14 protein-coding genes are annotated in these 17,244 nt (G+C 68.0%); all 14 read left to right on the top strand.

Annotated features, from left to right (window positions below):
• Positions 1 to 59: 59 nt before the first annotated feature.
• A complete protein-coding gene (radA, locus tag ACUVYZ_RS09660) occupies positions 60 to 1,430 on the top strand; it encodes a DNA repair protein RadA (protein WP_439934072.1) in 1,371 nt (456 codons plus the stop codon).
• Positions 1,431 to 1,445: 15 nt separating this feature from the next.
• Positions 1,446 to 2,918 (top strand): sigma-54 interaction domain-containing protein, encoded by a 1,473-nt coding sequence (locus ACUVYZ_RS09655; RefSeq protein ID WP_439934071.1) that lies wholly within the window; start codon positions 1,446 to 1,448, stop codon positions 2,916 to 2,918.
• Positions 2,919 to 3,146: 228 nt separating this feature from the next.
• Positions 3,147 to 4,778, top strand: coding sequence for an acyl-CoA synthetase (locus ACUVYZ_RS09650; RefSeq protein ID WP_439934070.1), 1,632 nt, complete (start codon positions 3,147 to 3,149; stop codon positions 4,776 to 4,778).
• Positions 4,779 to 4,803: 25 nt separating this feature from the next.
• Positions 4,804 to 5,556, top strand: coding sequence for an ABC transporter ATP-binding protein (locus ACUVYZ_RS09645; protein ID WP_439934124.1), 753 nt, complete (start codon positions 4,804 to 4,806; stop codon positions 5,554 to 5,556).
• Positions 5,553 to 6,275 (top strand): ABC transporter ATP-binding protein, encoded by a 723-nt coding sequence (locus tag ACUVYZ_RS09640; protein ID WP_439934069.1) that lies wholly within the window; start codon positions 5,553 to 5,555, stop codon positions 6,273 to 6,275. Before ACUVYZ_RS09645 ends, ACUVYZ_RS09640 begins: the two co-directional genes overlap by 4 nt.
• 27 nt (positions 6,276 to 6,302) lie before the next feature.
• On the top strand, positions 6,303 to 7,520 hold the full coding sequence (locus ACUVYZ_RS09635; protein ID WP_439934068.1) for an ABC transporter substrate-binding protein: 1,218 nt from the start codon (positions 6,303 to 6,305) through the stop codon (positions 7,518 to 7,520).
• 93 nt (positions 7,521 to 7,613) lie between these two features.
• The gene (locus ACUVYZ_RS09630) at positions 7,614 to 8,498 is read left to right on the top strand and encodes a branched-chain amino acid ABC transporter permease (RefSeq protein ID WP_439934067.1); all 885 of its coding nucleotides are present in this window, start codon (positions 7,614 to 7,616) and stop codon (positions 8,496 to 8,498) included.
• A gap of 1 nt (position 8,499) precedes the next feature.
• The gene (locus ACUVYZ_RS09625) at positions 8,500 to 9,519 is read left to right on the top strand and encodes a branched-chain amino acid ABC transporter permease (protein ID WP_439934066.1); all 1,020 of its coding nucleotides are present in this window, start codon (positions 8,500 to 8,502) and stop codon (positions 9,517 to 9,519) included.
• 5 nt (positions 9,520 to 9,524) lie between these two features.
• The gene (locus ACUVYZ_RS09620; protein WP_439934065.1) at positions 9,525 to 10,274 is read left to right on the top strand and encodes an electron transfer flavoprotein subunit beta/FixA family protein; all 750 of its coding nucleotides are present in this window, start codon (positions 9,525 to 9,527) and stop codon (positions 10,272 to 10,274) included.
• Positions 10,275 to 11,228 carry an electron transfer flavoprotein subunit alpha/FixB family protein gene (locus ACUVYZ_RS09615; protein WP_439934064.1) on the top strand — a complete coding sequence of 318 codons (954 nt, stop codon included), beginning with the start codon at positions 10,275 to 10,277 and terminating at the stop codon, positions 11,226 to 11,228.
• A gap of 42 nt (positions 11,229 to 11,270) precedes the next feature.
• Positions 11,271 to 13,064, top strand: coding sequence for an acyl-CoA dehydrogenase (locus ACUVYZ_RS09610; protein WP_439934123.1), 1,794 nt, complete (start codon positions 11,271 to 11,273; stop codon positions 13,062 to 13,064).
• Positions 13,065 to 13,168: 104 nt separating this feature from the next.
• The gene (locus tag ACUVYZ_RS09605; RefSeq protein ID WP_439934063.1) at positions 13,169 to 13,912 is read left to right on the top strand and encodes a TetR/AcrR family transcriptional regulator; all 744 of its coding nucleotides are present in this window, start codon (positions 13,169 to 13,171) and stop codon (positions 13,910 to 13,912) included.
• A gap of 69 nt (positions 13,913 to 13,981) precedes the next feature.
• A complete protein-coding gene (locus ACUVYZ_RS09600) occupies positions 13,982 to 16,453 on the top strand; it encodes an acyl-CoA dehydrogenase (protein ID WP_439934062.1) in 2,472 nt (823 codons plus the stop codon).
• Positions 16,450 to 17,235, top strand: coding sequence for an enoyl-CoA hydratase/isomerase family protein (locus tag ACUVYZ_RS09595; RefSeq protein WP_439934061.1), 786 nt, complete (start codon positions 16,450 to 16,452; stop codon positions 17,233 to 17,235). Before ACUVYZ_RS09600 ends, ACUVYZ_RS09595 begins: the two co-directional genes overlap by 4 nt.
• Positions 17,236 to 17,244 lie beyond the last annotated feature (9 nt).

The following is a 17,244-nucleotide window of genomic DNA, read 5'->3' as shown; positions in this document are numbered from 1 at the left end:
CTCTGGTCTCCTCTACACCTAAGCCCCGACGGGACCCTGAACCCCCGCGACCCGCCCCCATGGCGAAACCCAAGACCGTCTTTGCGTGTACCGAATGCGGCGGCCAGGTGCTCCAGTGGCAGGGACAGTGCCCCCACTGCCAGGCCTGGAACACCCTGGTGGAGACGGTGGCGGAAAAGGCGGCGCCCCGCTTCGCCCCCCTCTCCGAGGCGGGGGAGCTGCAGCTGCTCGCCGAGGTGGAAGCGGCGGAGCAGCCGCGGATCTCCACCGGCATTTCGGAGTTCGACCGGGTGCTCGGCGGGGGACTGGTGCCGGGGGGCGTGGCCCTCCTCGGAGGCGATCCCGGCATCGGCAAGTCCACCCTGCTCCTGCAGGCGCTCGCGCATCTCGCGCGAGAGCACCCGGTGTTGTACGTGAGCGGGGAGGAGTCGCCCCAGCAGGTGGCCCTGCGGGCGCGGCGGCTCGGCCTGCATGGGGAGCGCCTTCCCCTGCTGGCCGAGATCCGGCTCGAGCGCATCCAGGAAGCCCTCGCCCGCAGCCGCCCCAAGGTGGCGGTGATCGACTCCATTCAGACCCTCTATTCCGGCGCCCTCCAGTCCGCCCCTGGCTCCGTAGCCCAGGTTCGCGAGTGCGCCGCCCAGCTTACGCGGCTCGCCAAGGCGAACGCCGCCGCCTTGGTGCTGGTGGGCCACGTGACCAAGGAGGGGGCCCTGGCCGGCCCGCGGGTGCTGGAGCACATGGTGGACACGGTGCTTTATTTCGAAGGGGACACCCATTCCAGCTTCCGCCTGATCCGGGCCTTCAAGAACCGCTTCGGGGCGGTGAACGAGCTGGGGGTGTTCGCCATGACCGAGCGGGGTCTGCGCCCGGTATCCAACCCTTCGGCGCTGTTTCTCTCCCACCATGAGCGGGAAGTGGCCGGCTCCTGCATCATGGTGACCCAGGAAGGCACCCGCCCCCTGCTGGTGGAAATCCAGGCGCTTGTCGACACCGCCCACGCCCCCAACCCCCGGCGACTCACCGTGGGGCTGGAACAGAACCGCCTGGCCATGCTGCTGGCGGTGCTGCACCGGCACGTGGGCGTCGCCTGCTACGACCAGGACGTGTTCGTGAACGCCGTGGGGGGCGTCAAGATCGACGAGCCGGGGGCGGATCTGCCGGTGTGCCTGGCGATCGCCTCCTCCTTAAGCGGCCGTCCGCTGCCGTCCAAGCTGGTGGCTTTCGGAGAGGTGGGGCTCGCCGGGGAAGTGCGGCCGGTGCAGCGGGGCCAGGAGCGGCTCAAGGAGGCGGCCAAGCTCGGCTTCCATCGGGCGGTGGTGCCCAAGGCGAACGCGCCCAAGCATTCCCCCGCGGGAATCGAGGTGATGGCCGTGGAGCGCATCGAGCAGGCGATCGTCCTGCTGCGCGAAAGCGGCAACGGGCGCCCCTAGCACGCTGGACGATCCGTGGCCGCCGACGTTTCCTTGCCCGACGCCGCCGCCGCGATCCACGAGCAGGCGGTGCGCTCCCTGTTCCAGATGTTCGAGAGCATCTGCGAGGGGGCGGTGATCGTGGACCGGGAGGCCCGCATCGTCTGGATCAGCGACAAGTACCTGGCCCTGCTCGGGCTGGCAGGCGCCCATCAAGCCTTGGGCAAGCCGGTGGAGCAAGTAATCCCCGCGAGCCTCATGCGCCGGGTGGTGGAGACGGGGGAGCCGATTCTGCTGGACATCATGGAGTTCGGCCAGCAGTCCTTCGTGGTGACCCGCCTGCCCCTGCGCGGAGAAGACGGGCAGGTCACGGGGGCGGTGGGTTTCGTGCTCTACGACCGGCCCCAGTATTTGAAACCCCTGGTGTCCAAGTTCACCCGCCTACAGCGCGACCTGGCGCGGGCCCAGCGGGAACTGGCCCAGCGCCGGCGCCCCAAGTACAGCTTTTCCAGTTTCGTCGGCACGAGCGCCGCGTCCCTGGAAGTGAAGCGCCAGGCGCGACGCGCGGCGCAGCTCGACACCACGGTGCTGATCCAGGGGGAGACCGGCACCGGCAAGGAACTCCTGGCCCACGCCATCCATGCCGCCTCGGCGCGTTCGGACGGCCCCTTCGTGAGCCTCAACCCGGCGGGGGTTCCCGAACAGGTCTTGGAACAGGAGCTGTTCGGCGTGGCGCCCGGCGGCGACGGCGCGGCGCGGCGCGTCCGGGAAGGCAAGCTCAAGCTGGCCCATGGGGGCACCCTGTTTCTGGACGAGGTGGGGGACATTCCGCCGGCGCTGCAACCCAAGCTCCTGCGGATGCTGCAGGAGCAGGAGTTCGAGCTTCCCGGCTCCCACAAGATCGTCCAGGTGGACGTGCGGGTGATCGCCGCCACGAGCCGGGATCTCAGGCGCCTGGTCCAGGAAGGGCGGCTGCGCGCCGACCTCTACTACCGGTTGAACGTGTTGCGCATCGACGTGCCCCCCTTGCGGGAGCGGCTGGAGGACCTGGAAGCCCTGTGCGAAGTGTTGCTCGAGCGCATCGCCGAGCGCACCGGGCTTCCCCAGCGGGAGCTGGCCCGGGACGCCTTGGCCCTGCTACGGGCCTATTCCTGGCCGGGCAACGTGCGGGAGCTGGGCAACGTGCTGGAACAGGTCACCATGCTGGCGGAAGGCCGGCGCTTGGGGGCCGAGGACTTCGCCCACGCCCTGCCCGCCGCCCCCTTCGCCTATGGCCGGTGCGGTGGGGGCGGGGACCCGGCCCTTCCCCGGCGCCTGGCGGAGGCGGTGGCCGAGTCTCAGCGGGAGGCCATTCGGGAAGCCCTCATCGCGGCCAAGGGCAACAAGGTAACGGCGGCCCGACTCCTGGGTATTTCCCGCGCCACCCTGTACGAGAAAATGGCGGCCCTGGGCCTCGCGTCTCGGCCGGCCGCCGTAGATGTCAAGTTTTTCAGACATCGAAACGCCTGAGGGATCAATCCGCTCCCTTGATCCTGGGCTATCATGTCTGTCAAACCAGTCAAACCGGCGCCCAACGAGCCTCAGGTAAAAAAGAAAGCATCCCCTGCTGGGACCGGACGATTTCGATTGAGCCTTCGGTCTCATGGTGACGGACCATGGACCGCTGTCCCGAGCGCCGTCATACACCTTAAAGGGACGCTCGGTAACGATGCCCTTCAGCGCATCGAAGGAGGAGGGATGACCCGCGTGAATCCTTACAACGTGGCGCTGGACCGCAATCCGGCGAACTACACGCCCCTTTCCCCTTTAAGCTTCCTGGAGTGGGCGGCCTACGTCTATCCGAAGCGGCCGTCGGTGATCCACGGCGAGCGCAGGATGACCTGGGCCGAGACCTACGCCCGCTGCCGGCGCCTCGCCTCGGCGCTGCAGCGCCGCGGCGTGGGGGAAGGGGACACGGTGGCCGTCATGGCCCCCAACATCCCCGCCATGGTGGAGGCCCACTTCGGCCCCGCCATGATCGGCGCCGTGCTCAATACCCTCAACACGCGCCTCGACGCCGAGGCCATCGCCTTCATGCTCCAGCACGGCGAAGCCAAGGTGCTGATCACCGACCGGGAGTTCTCCCCCACGATCGCCAAGGCCCTGGCCAGGCTGGAGAAGCGCCCCCTGGTGATCGACATCGACGACCCGGAGTACCAGGGGCCCGGCGAGCGCCTGGGGGAGAAGGAGTACGAGGCGTTCATGGAGGAGGGCGATCCCGAGTTCCGCTGGTCGCTGCCCTCCGACGAGTGGAACGCCATCGCCCTCAATTACACTTCGGGCACCACGGGAAATCCCAAGGGCGTGGTCTATCACCACCGGGGCGCCTATCTCAACGCCATCAGCAACATCCTGGTGTGGGGCATGCCCCATCACGCCGTGTACCTGTGGACGCTGCCCATGTTCCACTGCAACGGCTGGTGCTTCCCCTGGACTATGGCCGCCAACGTGGGCGTGAACGTGTGCCTGCGCAGGGTGGAGATCGGGCGCATGCTGGAGCTGATCCGCCGGCACCGGGTGACCCATTATTGCGGCGCTCCCATCGTGCACGCCATGTTCATCAACGCCCCCGACGAGCTGCGCCGCGGCATCGACCACACGGTCTACGGCATGATCGCGGGCGCCGCGCCCCCGGCGGCGGTGATCGAGGGCATGGAGCGCATCGGCTTTAACATCACCCACGTCTACGGGCTCACCGAGACCTACGGCCCGGCGGCGGTGTGCGCCAAGCACCCCGAGTGGGAATCCCTTTCGCTGGCCGAGCGCACCCGCATGAACGGTCGCCAGGGTGTGCGCTATCCCACCCAGCAGGGCATGACAGTGATGGACCCCCGCACCATGGAGGAGGTGCCGCGCGACGGCGAAACCATGGGGGAGATCATGTTCCGCGGCAACATCACCATGAAGGGCTACCTCAAGAACCCCAAGGCCACCGCGGAAGCGTTCGCCGGCGGCTGGTTCCACACCGGGGATCTCGCGGTGATGGAGCCGGACGGCTACGTGAGGATCAAGGACCGCTCCAAGGACATCATCATTTCCGGGGGCGAGAACATCTCCTCCATCGAGGTCGAGGATACCCTTTACCGCCATCCAGCGGTGCTGGCCGCGGCGGTGGTGGCCAAGCCCGACGAGAAATGGGGCGAAACCCCGTGCGCCTTCGTCGAGCTCAAGCCTGGGGCCAGCGTCACGGAGCACGAGCTGATCGAGTTCTGCCGCCAGAACCTGGCCCATTTCAAGTGCCCGAGGACGGTGGTGTTCGGGCCGCTGCCCAAGACCTCTACGGGAAAGATCCAGAAATTCATGCTCCGGGAGCGGGCGAAGGCGCTGTGACCCGCGGGGAAGACAAGCCATGGCGGTGAACGGGGAGATCATTCTCGAAACGCGGGGCCTCACCAAGGAGTTCAAGGGCTTCGTCGCCGTGGACGGCGTGAACCTCAAGGTCCGGCGCGGCACCATCCACGCCCTGATCGGGCCCAACGGGGCGGGCAAGACCACGGTCTTCAACCTGCTCACCAAGTTCCTCGAGCCCACCAGGGGGACCATCCTGTACAACGGGGAGGACATCACCCGGGAGAAGCCGGCCCAGATCGCCCGCCGGGGGATCGTGCGCTCCTTCCAGATCTCGGCGGTGTTCCCCCACCTCACGGTGCTGGAGAACGTGCGGGTGGCGCTGCAGCGCAGGCTCGGCACCTCCTTCCATTTCTGGCGCTCGGAGAAAAGCCTGGAGGTCTTGGACGACCGGGCGCTGGAGCTGCTCGCCGCCGTGGACCTACAGGACTACGCCCACACCGTCACCGTGGAGCTGCCCTACGGGCGCAAGCGGGCCCTGGAGCTCGCCACCACCCTGGCGTTGGAACCGGACCTGATGCTGCTGGACGAGCCGACCCAGGGCATGGGCCACGAGGACGTGGGACGCGTGGCGGAGCTGATCAAGCGGGTCTCCGCCAACCGCACCGTCCTCATGGTGGAGCACAACCTGAACGTGGTGGCCCAGCTCTCCGACACCATCACCGTGCTGAACCGGGGACAAGTGCTGGCCGAGGGGAGCTACGAGGAGGTCTCCAACGACCCGAAGGTCCTGGAAGCCTACGTGGGGACGGCCCAATGACCAGCGCGTTCAAACCCGACGTGGAGATGCTGCGGGTCTCCGACCTGCACGCCTTCTACGGCGAATCCCACATCCTGCACGGGATCGACTTCGTGGTGAACCGGGGCGAGCTGGTGACGCTTCTCGGCCGCAACGGCGCCGGCCGCACCACCACCCTCAAGGCGATCCTGGGTCTTGTGGACCGGCGCACGGGCTCGGTCATGATCAACGGCCGGGAAGCGATCAGCCTTCCGCCCCACCGGATCGCCCACCTGGGCGTCGGCTACTGCCCCGAAGAGCGGGGCATCTACGCCAGCCTCACCTGCGAGGAGAACCTGCTGCTGCCGCCGATGGTGTCGAGCGGCGGCATGAGCCTCGAGGAGATCTACGAGATGTTCCCCAACTTGAAGGAGCGCCGCCACAGCATGGGCGGGCGGCTCTCCGGCGGGGAACGGCAGATGCTGGCCATGGCCCGGATCCTGCGCACGGGAGCGCGGCTCCTGCTCCTGGACGAGATCACCGAGGGCCTGGCCCCGGTCATCGTGCAGACCCTGGGACGGGTGCTGCGCCAGCTCAAGGACAAAGGATTCACCATCGTGCTGGTGGAGCAGAACTTCCGCTTCGCCGCGCCGCTGGCCGATCGCCATTACGTGATCGAGCACGGGCGTATCCTGGACATGGTGAGTAAGGAGGAGCTGGAAGCGAAGATGGATCTGTTGCACGACTATTTGGGTGTCTGACAACCCTGACTGGGAGAGGAGAAAGCGATGAAACGGAAGCTGATGAGCGTGCTGGTGGCGGCGGGGCTGCTGGCGGTCAACCCCGCGGCGCTGGCCCAGCAGAAGATCTCCGACGGCGTGGTGAAGATCGGCGTCCTCACGGACATGTCCGGAACCTACTCGGACTTGGCCGGGCCGGGGTCGCTCCTGGCGGTGGAGATGGCGGTCAAGGACTTCGTCGAGAAGGAAAAACCTAACTTCAAGATCGAGATCGTCTCCGCCGACCACCAGAACAAGGGGGACATCTCCGCCAACAAGGCGCGGGAGTGGTTCGACCGGGACAAGGTGGACGTGATCGTGGACCTGGTCACCACGTCCACCGCTCTCGCGGTGATGAAAGTCGCCAAGGAGAAGAACAAGATCACCCTGGTCTCGGGGGCCGCCTCTACGCCCATCACCAACGAGCAGTGCACCGACACCAACGTGCACTGGACCTATGACACCTACGCCCTGGCCGTGGGCACCGGCCGCGCGGTGGTGGAGCAAGGGGGCAAGAGCTGGTTCTTCTTGACCGCCGACTACGCCTTCGGCCACTCCCTGGAGCGGGACACCGCGGCCATCGTGGAGAAGATGGGGGGCAAGGTGCTGGGCAGCGTGCGCCATCCGTTCCCGGCCCAGGACTTCTCCTCCTTCCTGCTCAGAGCCCAGGCTTCTGGAGCCCAGGTCATCGGCCTAGCCAATGCCGGAAACGACACGATCAACGCCATCAAGCAGGCGGCCGAGTTCGGCATCACCCCCAAGCAGACGTTGGCGGGGCTTTTGATGTTCATCTCCGACGTCCATACCCTCGGGCTCAAGGCGACCCAGGGCATGTATCTGACGACCGGTTTCTATTGGGACTACAACGACGAGACCCGGGCCTGGTCGAAGCGCTTCTTCGAGGCCCGCAAGCGCATGCCCACCATGGTGCAGGCGGGGGACTACTCGGCTGTGTACCACTACCTGAAGGCGGTCAAGGCCGCGGGCACCGACGACACCATGACCGTCATGGCCAAGATGAAGGCGACCCCGGTCAACGACTTCTTCGCCAAGAACGGCAAGATCCGGTACGACGGGCGCATGGTGCACGACATGTACCTGGCTCAAGTAAAGAAGCCCGAGGAGTCCAAGTATCCCTGGGACTACTACCACATCCGCCAGGTGATCCCGGGCGACCAGGCGTTCATGCCGCTCTCCGAAAGCAAGTGCCCGCTGGTCAAGAAGTAGGCGAAGACGGCGGGGTGAAACCGGGGCGCAGCCAGGGGACCGGGAGCGGCTTCCCGCCCCGGTTTTCGCCGTCCCATTGAGCGGAGCGAAGCTATGGAGATCTTCGGCGTTCCCCTACAGGGTTTGATGGCCCAGCTCCTGATCGGGCTGATCAACGGCTCGTTCTACGCCATCCTGAGCCTGGGGCTCGCCATCATTTTCGGGATGCTCAACATCATCAACTTCGCCCACGGCGCCCAGTACATGATGGGGGCGTTCTGCGCCTGGATCGGCCTCACCTATTTCGGCATCAACTACTGGTGGGCGCTGCTGCTCTCCCCCCTGGTGGTGGGACTGACCGGCATCCTCGTCGAGCGGGCGTTTCTGCAATGGCTGTACAAGCTGGACCACCTCTACGGGCTGCTTCTCACCTTCGGCCTGGCGCTCGTCATCGAGGGCCTGTTCCGCTACCGCTTCGGCATCTCGGGCGAGCGCTATCCCGTGCCGGAGCTGCTCGCCGGCGGGATCGACCTGGGCTTTATGTTCCTGCCCGTCTACCGGGCCTGGGTGGTGGTGGCCTCCCTGGCGGTGTGCCTTCTCACCTGGTACATGATCGAGCGCACCAAGCTGGGGGCGTATCTGCGCGCCGGCACGGAAAATCCCAAGCTGCTTCAGGCGTTCGGCGTCAACGTGCCCCTGATGATCACCCTGACCTACGGCTTCGGGGTGGCGCTGGCCGCTTTCGCCGGGGTGCTGGCGGCGCCGATCTTCAACGTCAACCCGGTGATGGGCTCCAACCTGATCATCGTGGTGTTCGCCGTGGTGGTGATCGGCGGCATGGGGTCCATCCTGGGCTCCATCGTGACCGGGCTGGGACTGGGGCTGATCGAGGGCCTCACCAAGGTGTACTATCCAGAGGCCTCCGCCGTGGTGGTGTTCGTGATCATGGCCATCGTGTTGCTCATGCGCCCGGCGGGCCTGTTCGGCAAGGAGCGATAGCATGGAAGGAAGAGTCGGCAACGGCCGGGTGGCGGAAGGCGTGGCGGCTCCGGCGGCCGGTTCTAGGACGATCCGGCTTAAGGGGATCAACCGGGCCCACGCCGCCGGCTGGGGGCTGCTGGTGCTGGCCGGCCTTATCGCCCCCTTCCTGGTGTACCCGGTGTTCGTCATGAAGGTGCTGTGCTTCGCCCTCTTCGCCTCCGCCTTCAACCTGTTGCTGGGCTATACCGGGCTGCTTTCTTTCGGCCACGCCGCCTTTCTCGGCTGGGCCGGCTACATCACCGGGCACACGGTGAAGGTCATGGGGTTCCCGCCGGAGCTGGGGATCCTGGCTGGCACCGCTTTCGCGGGGCTGTTGGGCTACATCTTCGGCAGCCTGGCCATCCGGCGCTCGGGCATTTACTTCGCCATGATCACCCTGGCTCTCGCCCAGATGATGTACTTTCTGGCGCTGCAGTTTCCGTTCACCGGAGGCGAGGACGGGCTGCAAGGCGTGCCCCGGGGCACTCTGTTGGGGATCGTGGACCTGAGCCGGATGATGAACATGTATTTCTTCGTGCTCGCCGTGTTCCTGTTCGGCTTCTGGGTGATCTACCGCACCATTCATTCGCCGTTCGGACAAGTGTTGAAGGCGATCCGGGAGAACGAGCCCCGGGCCGTCTCCCTGGGTTACGACGTGGACAAGTTCAAGCTGATGGCCTTCGTGCTCTCCGCCGCCCTCTCGGGCCTGGCGGGCTCCACCAAGACCCTGGTATTCCAGCTCGCCTCCTTGACCGACGTGCACTGGCATATGTCCGGGGAGGTGGTGCTGATGACCCTGGTGGGCGGCATGGGCACGGTGTTTGGCCCGGTGGTGGGCGCCACCGTCCTAGTGACCCTGCAGAATTACGGCGCCGAGCTGGGCGAGTGGGTGACGGTCCTTACGGGGACGATTTTCGTGATCTGCGTGCTCGCGTTCCGGCGCGGGATCGTGGGTGAGCTCACGGCCATCTACCGCCGCTCGGGCATTTCCGTACGGTGAAGGCGATGAAGATCCTGGTTCCGGTCAAGCGGGTGGTGGACTACAACGTGAAGGTCCGGGTCAAGGCGGACGGCACGGGGGTGGAAACGGCCAACGTCAAGATGTCCATGAACCCCTTCGACGAAATCGCCATGGAGGAGGCGGTACGGATCAAGGAAGCGGGCAAGGCGGCCGAGATCGTGGCCGTTTCCCTGGGGGTCGCCCAGTGCCAGGAAACCCTGCGCACGGCGCTCGCCATGGGGGCGGACCGGGCCCTCCTGGTGGAGACTTCCGCCGAGCTGCAGCCCCTGGCGGTGGCCAAGCTCTTGAAGGCGATCGTGGAACGGGAGCAGCCCGGCCTGGTGATCCTGGGCAAACAGGCGATCGACGACGACGCCAACCAGACCGGGCAGATGCTGGCGGCCCTCCTCGGCTGGCCCCAGGGCACCTTCGCCTCCAAGGTGGAGCTGGGGGAGGGGCGGGTCCGGGTCACGCGGGAGATCGACGGGGGCCTGGAGACGGTGGAGTTACAGCTCCCGGCGGTGGTGACCACCGACCTGCGGTTGAACGAACCCCGTTACGTCACGCTGCCCAACATCATGAAGGCGAAGAAAAAGCCTCTGGAGGCCTTCACCCCCGAAGCCCTGGGTGTGGACGTCACGCCGCGGCTCAAGGTCCTCAAGGTGCAGGAGCCGCCCAAGCGCAAAGGGGGCGTGCGGGTGGCCGACGCGAAGGAGCTGGTGCACCGGCTCAAGCACGAAGCGAAGGTGGTCTGAATGGCGGTCCTGGTCATTGCCGAGCACGACGGTGCCGCCCTCAAGCCGGCGACCCTCAACACCCTCACCGCGGCGGCTTGCCTCGATCCGCAAGTTCACGTCCTGGTGGCCGGGTCGGCGTGCCGCCCGGTCGCCGAGGCCGCGGCGAAAGTGGAGGGGGTGGCCAAGGTGCTCCTCGCCGATGCCCCTCAGCTCAAGGACCTGCTGGCGGAGAACCTGGCCCCCCTGATCGCCCGGCTCGCCCCGGGCTACAGCCACGTCCTGGCGCCCGCCACCACCTTCGGCAAGAACGTGATGCCCCGGGCGGCGGCCCTGCTGGACGTGGCCCAGGTGTCCGATATCGTGGCGATCGAGTCCCCTGACACCTTCGTGCGGCCCATTTATGCCGGTAACGCGCTCGCCACGGTGCAGGCGACCGATCCCGTCAAGGTAATCACGGTGCGCACCACCGCCTTCGAGGCTGCGCCCCGGGAGGGTGGGGCCGCCACCATCGAGGCGGTGGAAGCGCCTCCGGACGCGGGCCTTTCCCGGCTGCTGGGGCAGGAGCTCACCCGCTCGGCCCGCCCCGAGCTCACCGCCGCCCGGGTGGTCGTCGCCGGTGGCCGGGCTCTCGGGAGCGCGGAGAACTTCATGAAGCTGCTCGAGCCCCTGGCGGATAAGCTCAACGCCGCCATCGGCGCCTCCCGCGCCGCCGTGGACGCGGGCTTCGTACCCAACGACTACCAGGTGGGGCAGACCGGCAAGGTGGTGGCCCCGGAGCTCTACATCGCGGTGGGCATCTCGGGGGCGATCCAGCACCTGGCGGGGATGAAGGACTCCAAGGTGATCGTGGCCATCAACAAGGACGCGGACGCCCCCATTTTCCAGGTGGCCGACTACGGGCTGGTGGCCGATATTTTCCAGGCGGTGCCCGAGCTGGTGAAGGAGCTGGAGGCCGCTGCAGGCCAAACGTAGTGGCGCGCAGGCGCAGGCGAGCCTTTTTGTGGGAGTTGCATGATGAGCACGTACATCGCGCCTCTCCAGGACATGCGCTTCGTGCTGGAGGAGCTGGCGGGGCTGCCTGAGGTGGCGGCGCTGCCGGGCTACGAGGAGGTCACCCCGGACCTGGTGGGCGCCATCCTCCAGGAGGCGGCCCGGTTCGCGGCCGAAGTGCTCGCCCCCCTGAACGCCGTGGGGGACCGGCACGGCAGCCGCCTCGAAGGCGGCCGGGTGGTCACCCCGCCGGGCTTTCGCGATGCCTACCGGCGCTTCGTGGCGGCCGGCTGGAACGGGCTGGACGCCGATCCCCGCTTCGGCGGCCAGGGCCTGCCGCAACTGGTGGCGAAGCCCGTGCACGAGATGTGGAAGTCGGCCAACCTGGCCTTTTCCCTCTGCCCCATGCTCACCGCGGCGGCGGCCAAGGCGATCCAGGCCCACGGCTCGGAAGCCCAGCAGGAGACCTTCCTGCCCAAACTGGTCTCGGGGGAATGGACCGGCACCATGAACTTGACGGAGCCCCAGGCGGGCTCCGACCTCTCGGCGGTGCGCACCCGGGCGATTCCCCAGGGGGATCACTACCGCATCCGGGGGACCAAGATCTTCATCACCTGGGGCGAGCACGACCTGGCGGAGAACATCGTCCACATGGTGCTTGCAAGACTCCCCGACGCCCCCGAAGGGGTGAAGGGGATCTCCCTCTTCATCGTGCCCAAGTTCCTGGTGAACCGGGACGGCAGCCTGGGGCCGCGCAACGACGTGCAGGCGGTGTCCCTGGAGCACAAGATGGGCATCCACGCAAGCCCCACCGCGGTGATGGCTTACGGGGAGAACGAGGGCGCCGTCGGCTACCTGGTGGGCGAGCCCCACCGGGGGCTCGAATACATGTTCACCATGATGAACAACGCCCGCCTGGCGGTGGGTCTCGAAGGGGTGGCCATTTCCGAGCGGGCGTACCAGCAGGCCGCGGCCTACGCCAAGGAGCGGGTGCAGGGCCGCCCAGCGGGACGCGAGAGCGAGGAGCGGGTGCCCATCATCCATCACCCGGACGTGCGGCGCATGTTGATGAGCATGAGGGCCCAGGTGGAGGCGATGCGCTCGCTCGCCTACTTCGCCTCCGGGCTCCTCGACCGGGCGGAGCGCCATCCGGATCCCGCGGCCCGGCGGGAGGCCCAGGCCCTGGTGGATCTCCTCACTCCGGTGGTGAAGGGCTGGTGCACCGAGCAGTCGGTGGAGGTCGCATCCACCGGCATCCAGGTGCACGGGGGCATGGGCTACATCGAGGAGACCGGCGCCTGCCAGCACCTGCGGGACGCCCGCATCACCCCCATTTACGAGGGCACGACCGGCATCCAGGCGAACGATCTCATGGGGCGCAAGCTCGTGCGCGACGGAGGCGCCACCGCCACCGCCTTCATCCGGCGCATGCGCGCCGACGCGGAGGCCCTGGCGCGGGCGGGCGACGCGGAGCTCGCGCCTGTGGCCCAGGGGCTGGCCCGAGGCCTCGAGGCCCTGGAGGAGGCGAGCCGTTGGCTGCTCCGGGTGCATCCCGAGCGGCCCGCCGCCGCGGCCGCCGGCTCGGTTCCCTACCTCAAGCTTTTCGGCTGGGTGGCCGGGGGCTGGCTGCTGGCGAGGGCGGCCAAGGTGGCGGGGGAGCGCCTGCAGGACCCGCAAGCCGACGAGGCCTGGTGCCGGGCCAAGCGGGTGACGGCCCGCTTCTACGCCGAGCATTGCCTGCCCCAGGCCCAGGCCCTGGCCCTCGCCATCACCCGGGGGGCCGACAGCGTGCTGGCGCTGGACGCCTCGGCGTTCTAGCCCGCCGGCCGCTTCCCCGGCTTAGCGGAAAAATCTAAATCTCCTTGACGCCGTCGCACCGTTGCGCCATAATTCAAACGTTCGTTTGAAGCGAACGTTCGACCATGCCCTCCAGAACTCCCCTGCCTTGCGACGATGCCCCGGATGCGGCCTCACCGGAGCGGGCCGCCGACGCCAACACCAAGGACCGGATCCTGGACGCCGCCGAGGCGCTATTCATGGAACGGGGGTTCGTCGCCACTTCCTTGCGCATGATCACCGCCCGGGCGGGGGTGAACCTGGCGGCGGTGAACTATCACTTCGGTTCCAAGGAAGAATTGATCAAGGCCGTGTTCAGCCGGCGCCTCGGCCCCCTAAACCAGGAGCGAGTGGCGATCCTGGATCAGCTGGAACGGGAGGCCGAAGGCAAGCCCTTGCCGCCGGAAAAGATCCTGGAGGCGTTCCTGTGCGCCTCTCTGCGCCTTTCGCGGGACCCCCTGCGGGGCGGCGCGGTGTTTCTGCGATTGCTAGGGCAGGCCTTCGCCGAGCCGGCCGAGTACATGCGCAACTTCCTTCCCGAGCAGTACCGGGAGGTGGTGACTCGCTACAAGGCGGCCTTCGCCCGGGCGCTGCCCCAGATCCCCGAGGAGGAGCTGGTGTGGCGGCTACACTTCCTGTTCGGCGCCATCGCCTACAGCATGGCGGGCCACGACGCCCTGCGCTTAATCTGCAGCTACTCCCTGGAGGGCAGCGACCGGCCCGAGACCATCATCCGGCACCTGATCCCCTTCGCCGTGGGGGGGCTCACGGCCCCGCTGCCCCGGCCCCGGGTGGTGGAGCAGGCGAAAGGGAAGCGCAAGCGGGCTTGACGCGCCGGCGCGGGATGAGCCCGCAGAAGGGAGTCGTCGGGCTGGGTTGAAACACCATCGGAGGAAGACATGGCAACCGTTGCTTGGATCGTGGTTCTCGTCGCCCTGGGGGCGGGGCTGGCGATGCGCCGGGCCTCCGGGCTCGCCTGGGCCGGGGCGGTCCTCGCCGCGTTCGTCTTCGTGGCCCTAGGGGGAGGGGCTGCATGGCTCGTGTGGCTCCTGGCGCTGCTGGCCCTGGCGGCCGTGGCCCTCAACGTGACGCCACTGCGCCGGGCGCTCGCGAGCGACCGGCTATTCGACGGCTTCAAGAAGGCCTTGCCCCAGGTGTCCTCCACCGAGCAGGAAGCCCTGGAGGCGGGCACCGTGTGGTGGGACGGGGAGCTCTTCAGCGGCCGGCCCGACTGGAAAAAGCTCCTGGCCGTCCCCAAGCCTCGGCTCTCCGAGGAGGAAGATGCCTTCCTGGAGGGCCCGGTGGAGGAGCTGTGCGCCCTGGTGGACGAATGGCGCGTCACCCACGAGTGGTACGACCTTCCGCCCTCGGTGTGGCAGTTCATCAAGGATAAGGGCTTCCTGGGGATGATCATCCCCAAGGAGTACGGCGGTCTCGGGTTCTCGGCCCTCGCCCATTCCGAAATCATCGCCAAGCTTTCGAGCCGCAGCGGCACCGCCGCCGTCACGGTGATGGTGCCCAACTCCCTGGGCCCGGCGGAGTTGCTCCTCCACTACGGTACTGAGGAACAGAAGGCCTATTACCTGCCGCGCCTGGCCCGGGGCGAAGAGATTCCCTGCTTCGCCCTCACGGGCCCCGAGGCCGGCTCCGACGCCAGCTCCATCCCCGACTTCGGCATCGTGGGCCACGGGGAGCACGAGGGGCGCGAAGTCCTGGGCATCCGGCTCACCTGGGAGAAGCGCTACATCACCCTGGGTCCCGTGGCGACCCTGCTGGGCCTCGCTTTCCGCCTGTACGATCCGGACCGGCTGCTCGGGGACAAGGAGGATATCGGCATCACCCTGGCCCTGGTGCCCACCCGGCACCCGGGCGTCCACATCGGGCGCCGGCATCTGCCCTTGAACGCCGCCTTCCAGAACGGCCCCACCTGGGGCAAGGACGTGTTCATCCCCCTGGACTGGGTGATCGGCGGCCGCGACCGGGTGGGTCAGGGCTGGCGCATGCTGATGGAATGCCTGGCGGCCGGCCGCTCCATTTCCCTGCCGGCTTCCGCCACGGGCGGCGCCAAGCTCGCCGCCCGGGTGAGCGGCGCCTACGCCCGGGTCAGGGTGCAGTTCAAAACCCCCATCGGGCGCTTCGAGGGGGTGGAGGAGGCCCTCGCCCGCATCGCTGGCCACACCTACGTGATGGACGCGGCACGCCGGATGACCGCGGGCGCAGTGGACCTGGGGGAGAAGCCGTCGGTGGTCTCGGCCATCTGCAAGTACCACCTGACCGAGCGGGGGCGTCAGGTGATCAACGACGCCATGGATGTGCACGGGGGCAAGGGCATCTGCCTTGGCCCCCGCAACCTCCTGGGCCGGCCCTACCAGCACACCCCCATCGGCATCACAGTGGAGGGGGCCAATATCCTCACCCGCAGCATGATCATCTTCGGCCAGGGCGCCATTCGCTGCCATCCTTACGTACTCAAGGAAATCGCCGCCATCCGGGAAACCGACCCGGAGAAGGCCTGCGCCGCCTTCGACCAAGCCCTGTGGAGCCACATCGGTTTCTTTCTTTCCAACGCCGTGGGCAGCTTTATCTTCGGGCTCACCGACGGCCGCGGCGCCGGTGCGCCGGGAGCCCCGGCGCTGGCCCGGTATTACGAGAAGCTCGCCCGCTACTCGGCCGCCCTGGCCTTCGCCGCCGACCTGGCCATGCTCACCCTGGGCGGGTCCCTGAAGCGCCGGGAGTGCATCTCCGCCCGCCTGGGGGATGTGTTGAGCCAGCTTTACCTGGGCTCGGCGGTGCTCAAGCGCTTTGAGGACGACGGCCGGCCGGCGGAAGACCTGCCCCTCGCCCGCTGGGGGTTGGAGGACATCCTCCATCGCATCGAGGACGCCTTCGCCGGGCTGATCCAGAACTTCCCCAACCGCCCCGCGGCCTGGCTGCTGCGGGCGGTGACTCTGCCCCTCGGCCGGCGGCAGGCGCCCCCCGGCGACCGGCTGGGCCACGAGGTGGCGGAGCGGCTGCTCGCACCTAGTGCCGTCCGGGACCGGCTTACCGCCGGCATGTACCTGCCCAAGGCGGCGGCAGAGCCCCTCGCCCAGCTCGAGCGGGCGCTGGAAGCGGCCATCCGGGCCGAGCCCGTGGAGGCGAAGCTGCGCGCCGCCGCGAAGGAAGGGGCGCTTGCCTCCCGGGGCCGGGAGGACGAGGCGAAGCTCGCTCTGGAGCAGGGCGTCATCACCCCCGAAGAGTTCGACGCGCTGGTAGAGGCCCGGGCGCTGCGGCGAGAGGTGATCATGGTGGACGACTTCCCGCCGGACTTCGGGATCGCCAGGAAGTCCGAGGCGGCGGCCCAGACCGTTGGAGCGAGGAAGACGGCGTGAGGGAAAGCGTGCGTCTCGAGCGGGACGGGGCGGTGGCCGCCATCGTGCTCCATCGCCCGCAGGCGCTGAATGCCCTGGACGGAGAAATGATGGCTCAGTTGCGTTTCGCGGCAGAGCAGGTGGAAGCGGACGCGTCGGTGCGGGCTGTGGTGATCCGGGGAGAGGGGCCGGCGTTCCTGGCGGGGGGCGACGTGAAGCTGTTCCACCGGCGCATCCAGGAGCTTCCGGCCCTGATCCTGGCGGTGGGCCCGGACCTCAACGCCGCCGTGCTGGCCCTGCGGCGCATGGGCAAGCCCGTGCTGGCCAGCGTCCACGGCGCCGTGGCCGGGGCCGGGGTAAGCCTCGTGGCGGCGGCCGATCTCGCCATCGCTGCGGACGACGCCCGCTTCACCCTGGCCTACAGCCGCATCGGCGCGTGCCCCGACGGGGGAGCCACCTACTGCTTGCCCCGGCTCGTGGGGGAGAAAAAGGCCCTGGAGCTCATGTTCCTGTCGGAGGCCTTCGACGCCGCGACGGCCAAGGCGCTGGGCCTGGTGAACTGGGTGGTGCCCGCGGCCACGCTGCAGGCGAAGACCCGGGAGATCGCCGCCCGTCTCGCCGAAGGCCCGACCTTCGCCTACGGGGAGACCAAGGCCCTGGTGTATGGGCTGCAGGACGGCGCCCTGGCCCGGCGGATGGAGGAGGAAAACCGGGCGTTCGCCCGCTGCGCCGCCACCGCCGACATGGCGGAGGGCGTGGCCGCGTTCGTGGAAAAGCGCGCGCCGCGGTTTGTGGGCGAGTGAATCAAAGCA

This window comes from Pelomicrobium sp. P1, assembly GCF_052805615.1.
Note: the sequence above shows the minus strand (reverse complement) of the source record. Positions and strands in the feature narration are given on the sequence as shown.

Excerpts from the sequence above, each read along its gene's own strand:
- radA (WP_439934072.1), top strand. The coding sequence starts at position 60 with ATGGCGAAACCCAAGACCGTCTTTGCGTGTACCGAATGCGGCGGCCAG.
- ACUVYZ_RS09650 (WP_439934070.1), top strand. The coding sequence starts at position 3,147 with ATGACCCGCGTGAATCCTTACAACGTGGCGCTGGACCGCAATCCGGCG.
- ACUVYZ_RS09640 (WP_439934069.1), top strand. The coding sequence starts at position 5,553 with ATGACCAGCGCGTTCAAACCCGACGTGGAGATGCTGCGGGTCTCCGAC.
- ACUVYZ_RS09635 (WP_439934068.1), top strand. The coding sequence starts at position 6,303 with ATGAAACGGAAGCTGATGAGCGTGCTGGTGGCGGCGGGGCTGCTGGCG.
- ACUVYZ_RS09630 (WP_439934067.1), top strand. The coding sequence starts at position 7,614 with ATGGAGATCTTCGGCGTTCCCCTACAGGGTTTGATGGCCCAGCTCCTG.
- ACUVYZ_RS09625 (WP_439934066.1), top strand. The coding sequence starts at position 8,500 with ATGGAAGGAAGAGTCGGCAACGGCCGGGTGGCGGAAGGCGTGGCGGCT.
- ACUVYZ_RS09620 (WP_439934065.1), top strand. The coding sequence starts at position 9,525 with ATGAAGATCCTGGTTCCGGTCAAGCGGGTGGTGGACTACAACGTGAAG.
- ACUVYZ_RS09615 (WP_439934064.1), top strand. The coding sequence starts at position 10,275 with ATGGCGGTCCTGGTCATTGCCGAGCACGACGGTGCCGCCCTCAAGCCG.
- ACUVYZ_RS09610 (WP_439934123.1), top strand. The coding sequence starts at position 11,271 with ATGAGCACGTACATCGCGCCTCTCCAGGACATGCGCTTCGTGCTGGAG.
- ACUVYZ_RS09605 (WP_439934063.1), top strand. The coding sequence starts at position 13,169 with ATGCCCTCCAGAACTCCCCTGCCTTGCGACGATGCCCCGGATGCGGCC.
- ACUVYZ_RS09600 (WP_439934062.1), top strand. The coding sequence starts at position 13,982 with ATGGCAACCGTTGCTTGGATCGTGGTTCTCGTCGCCCTGGGGGCGGGG.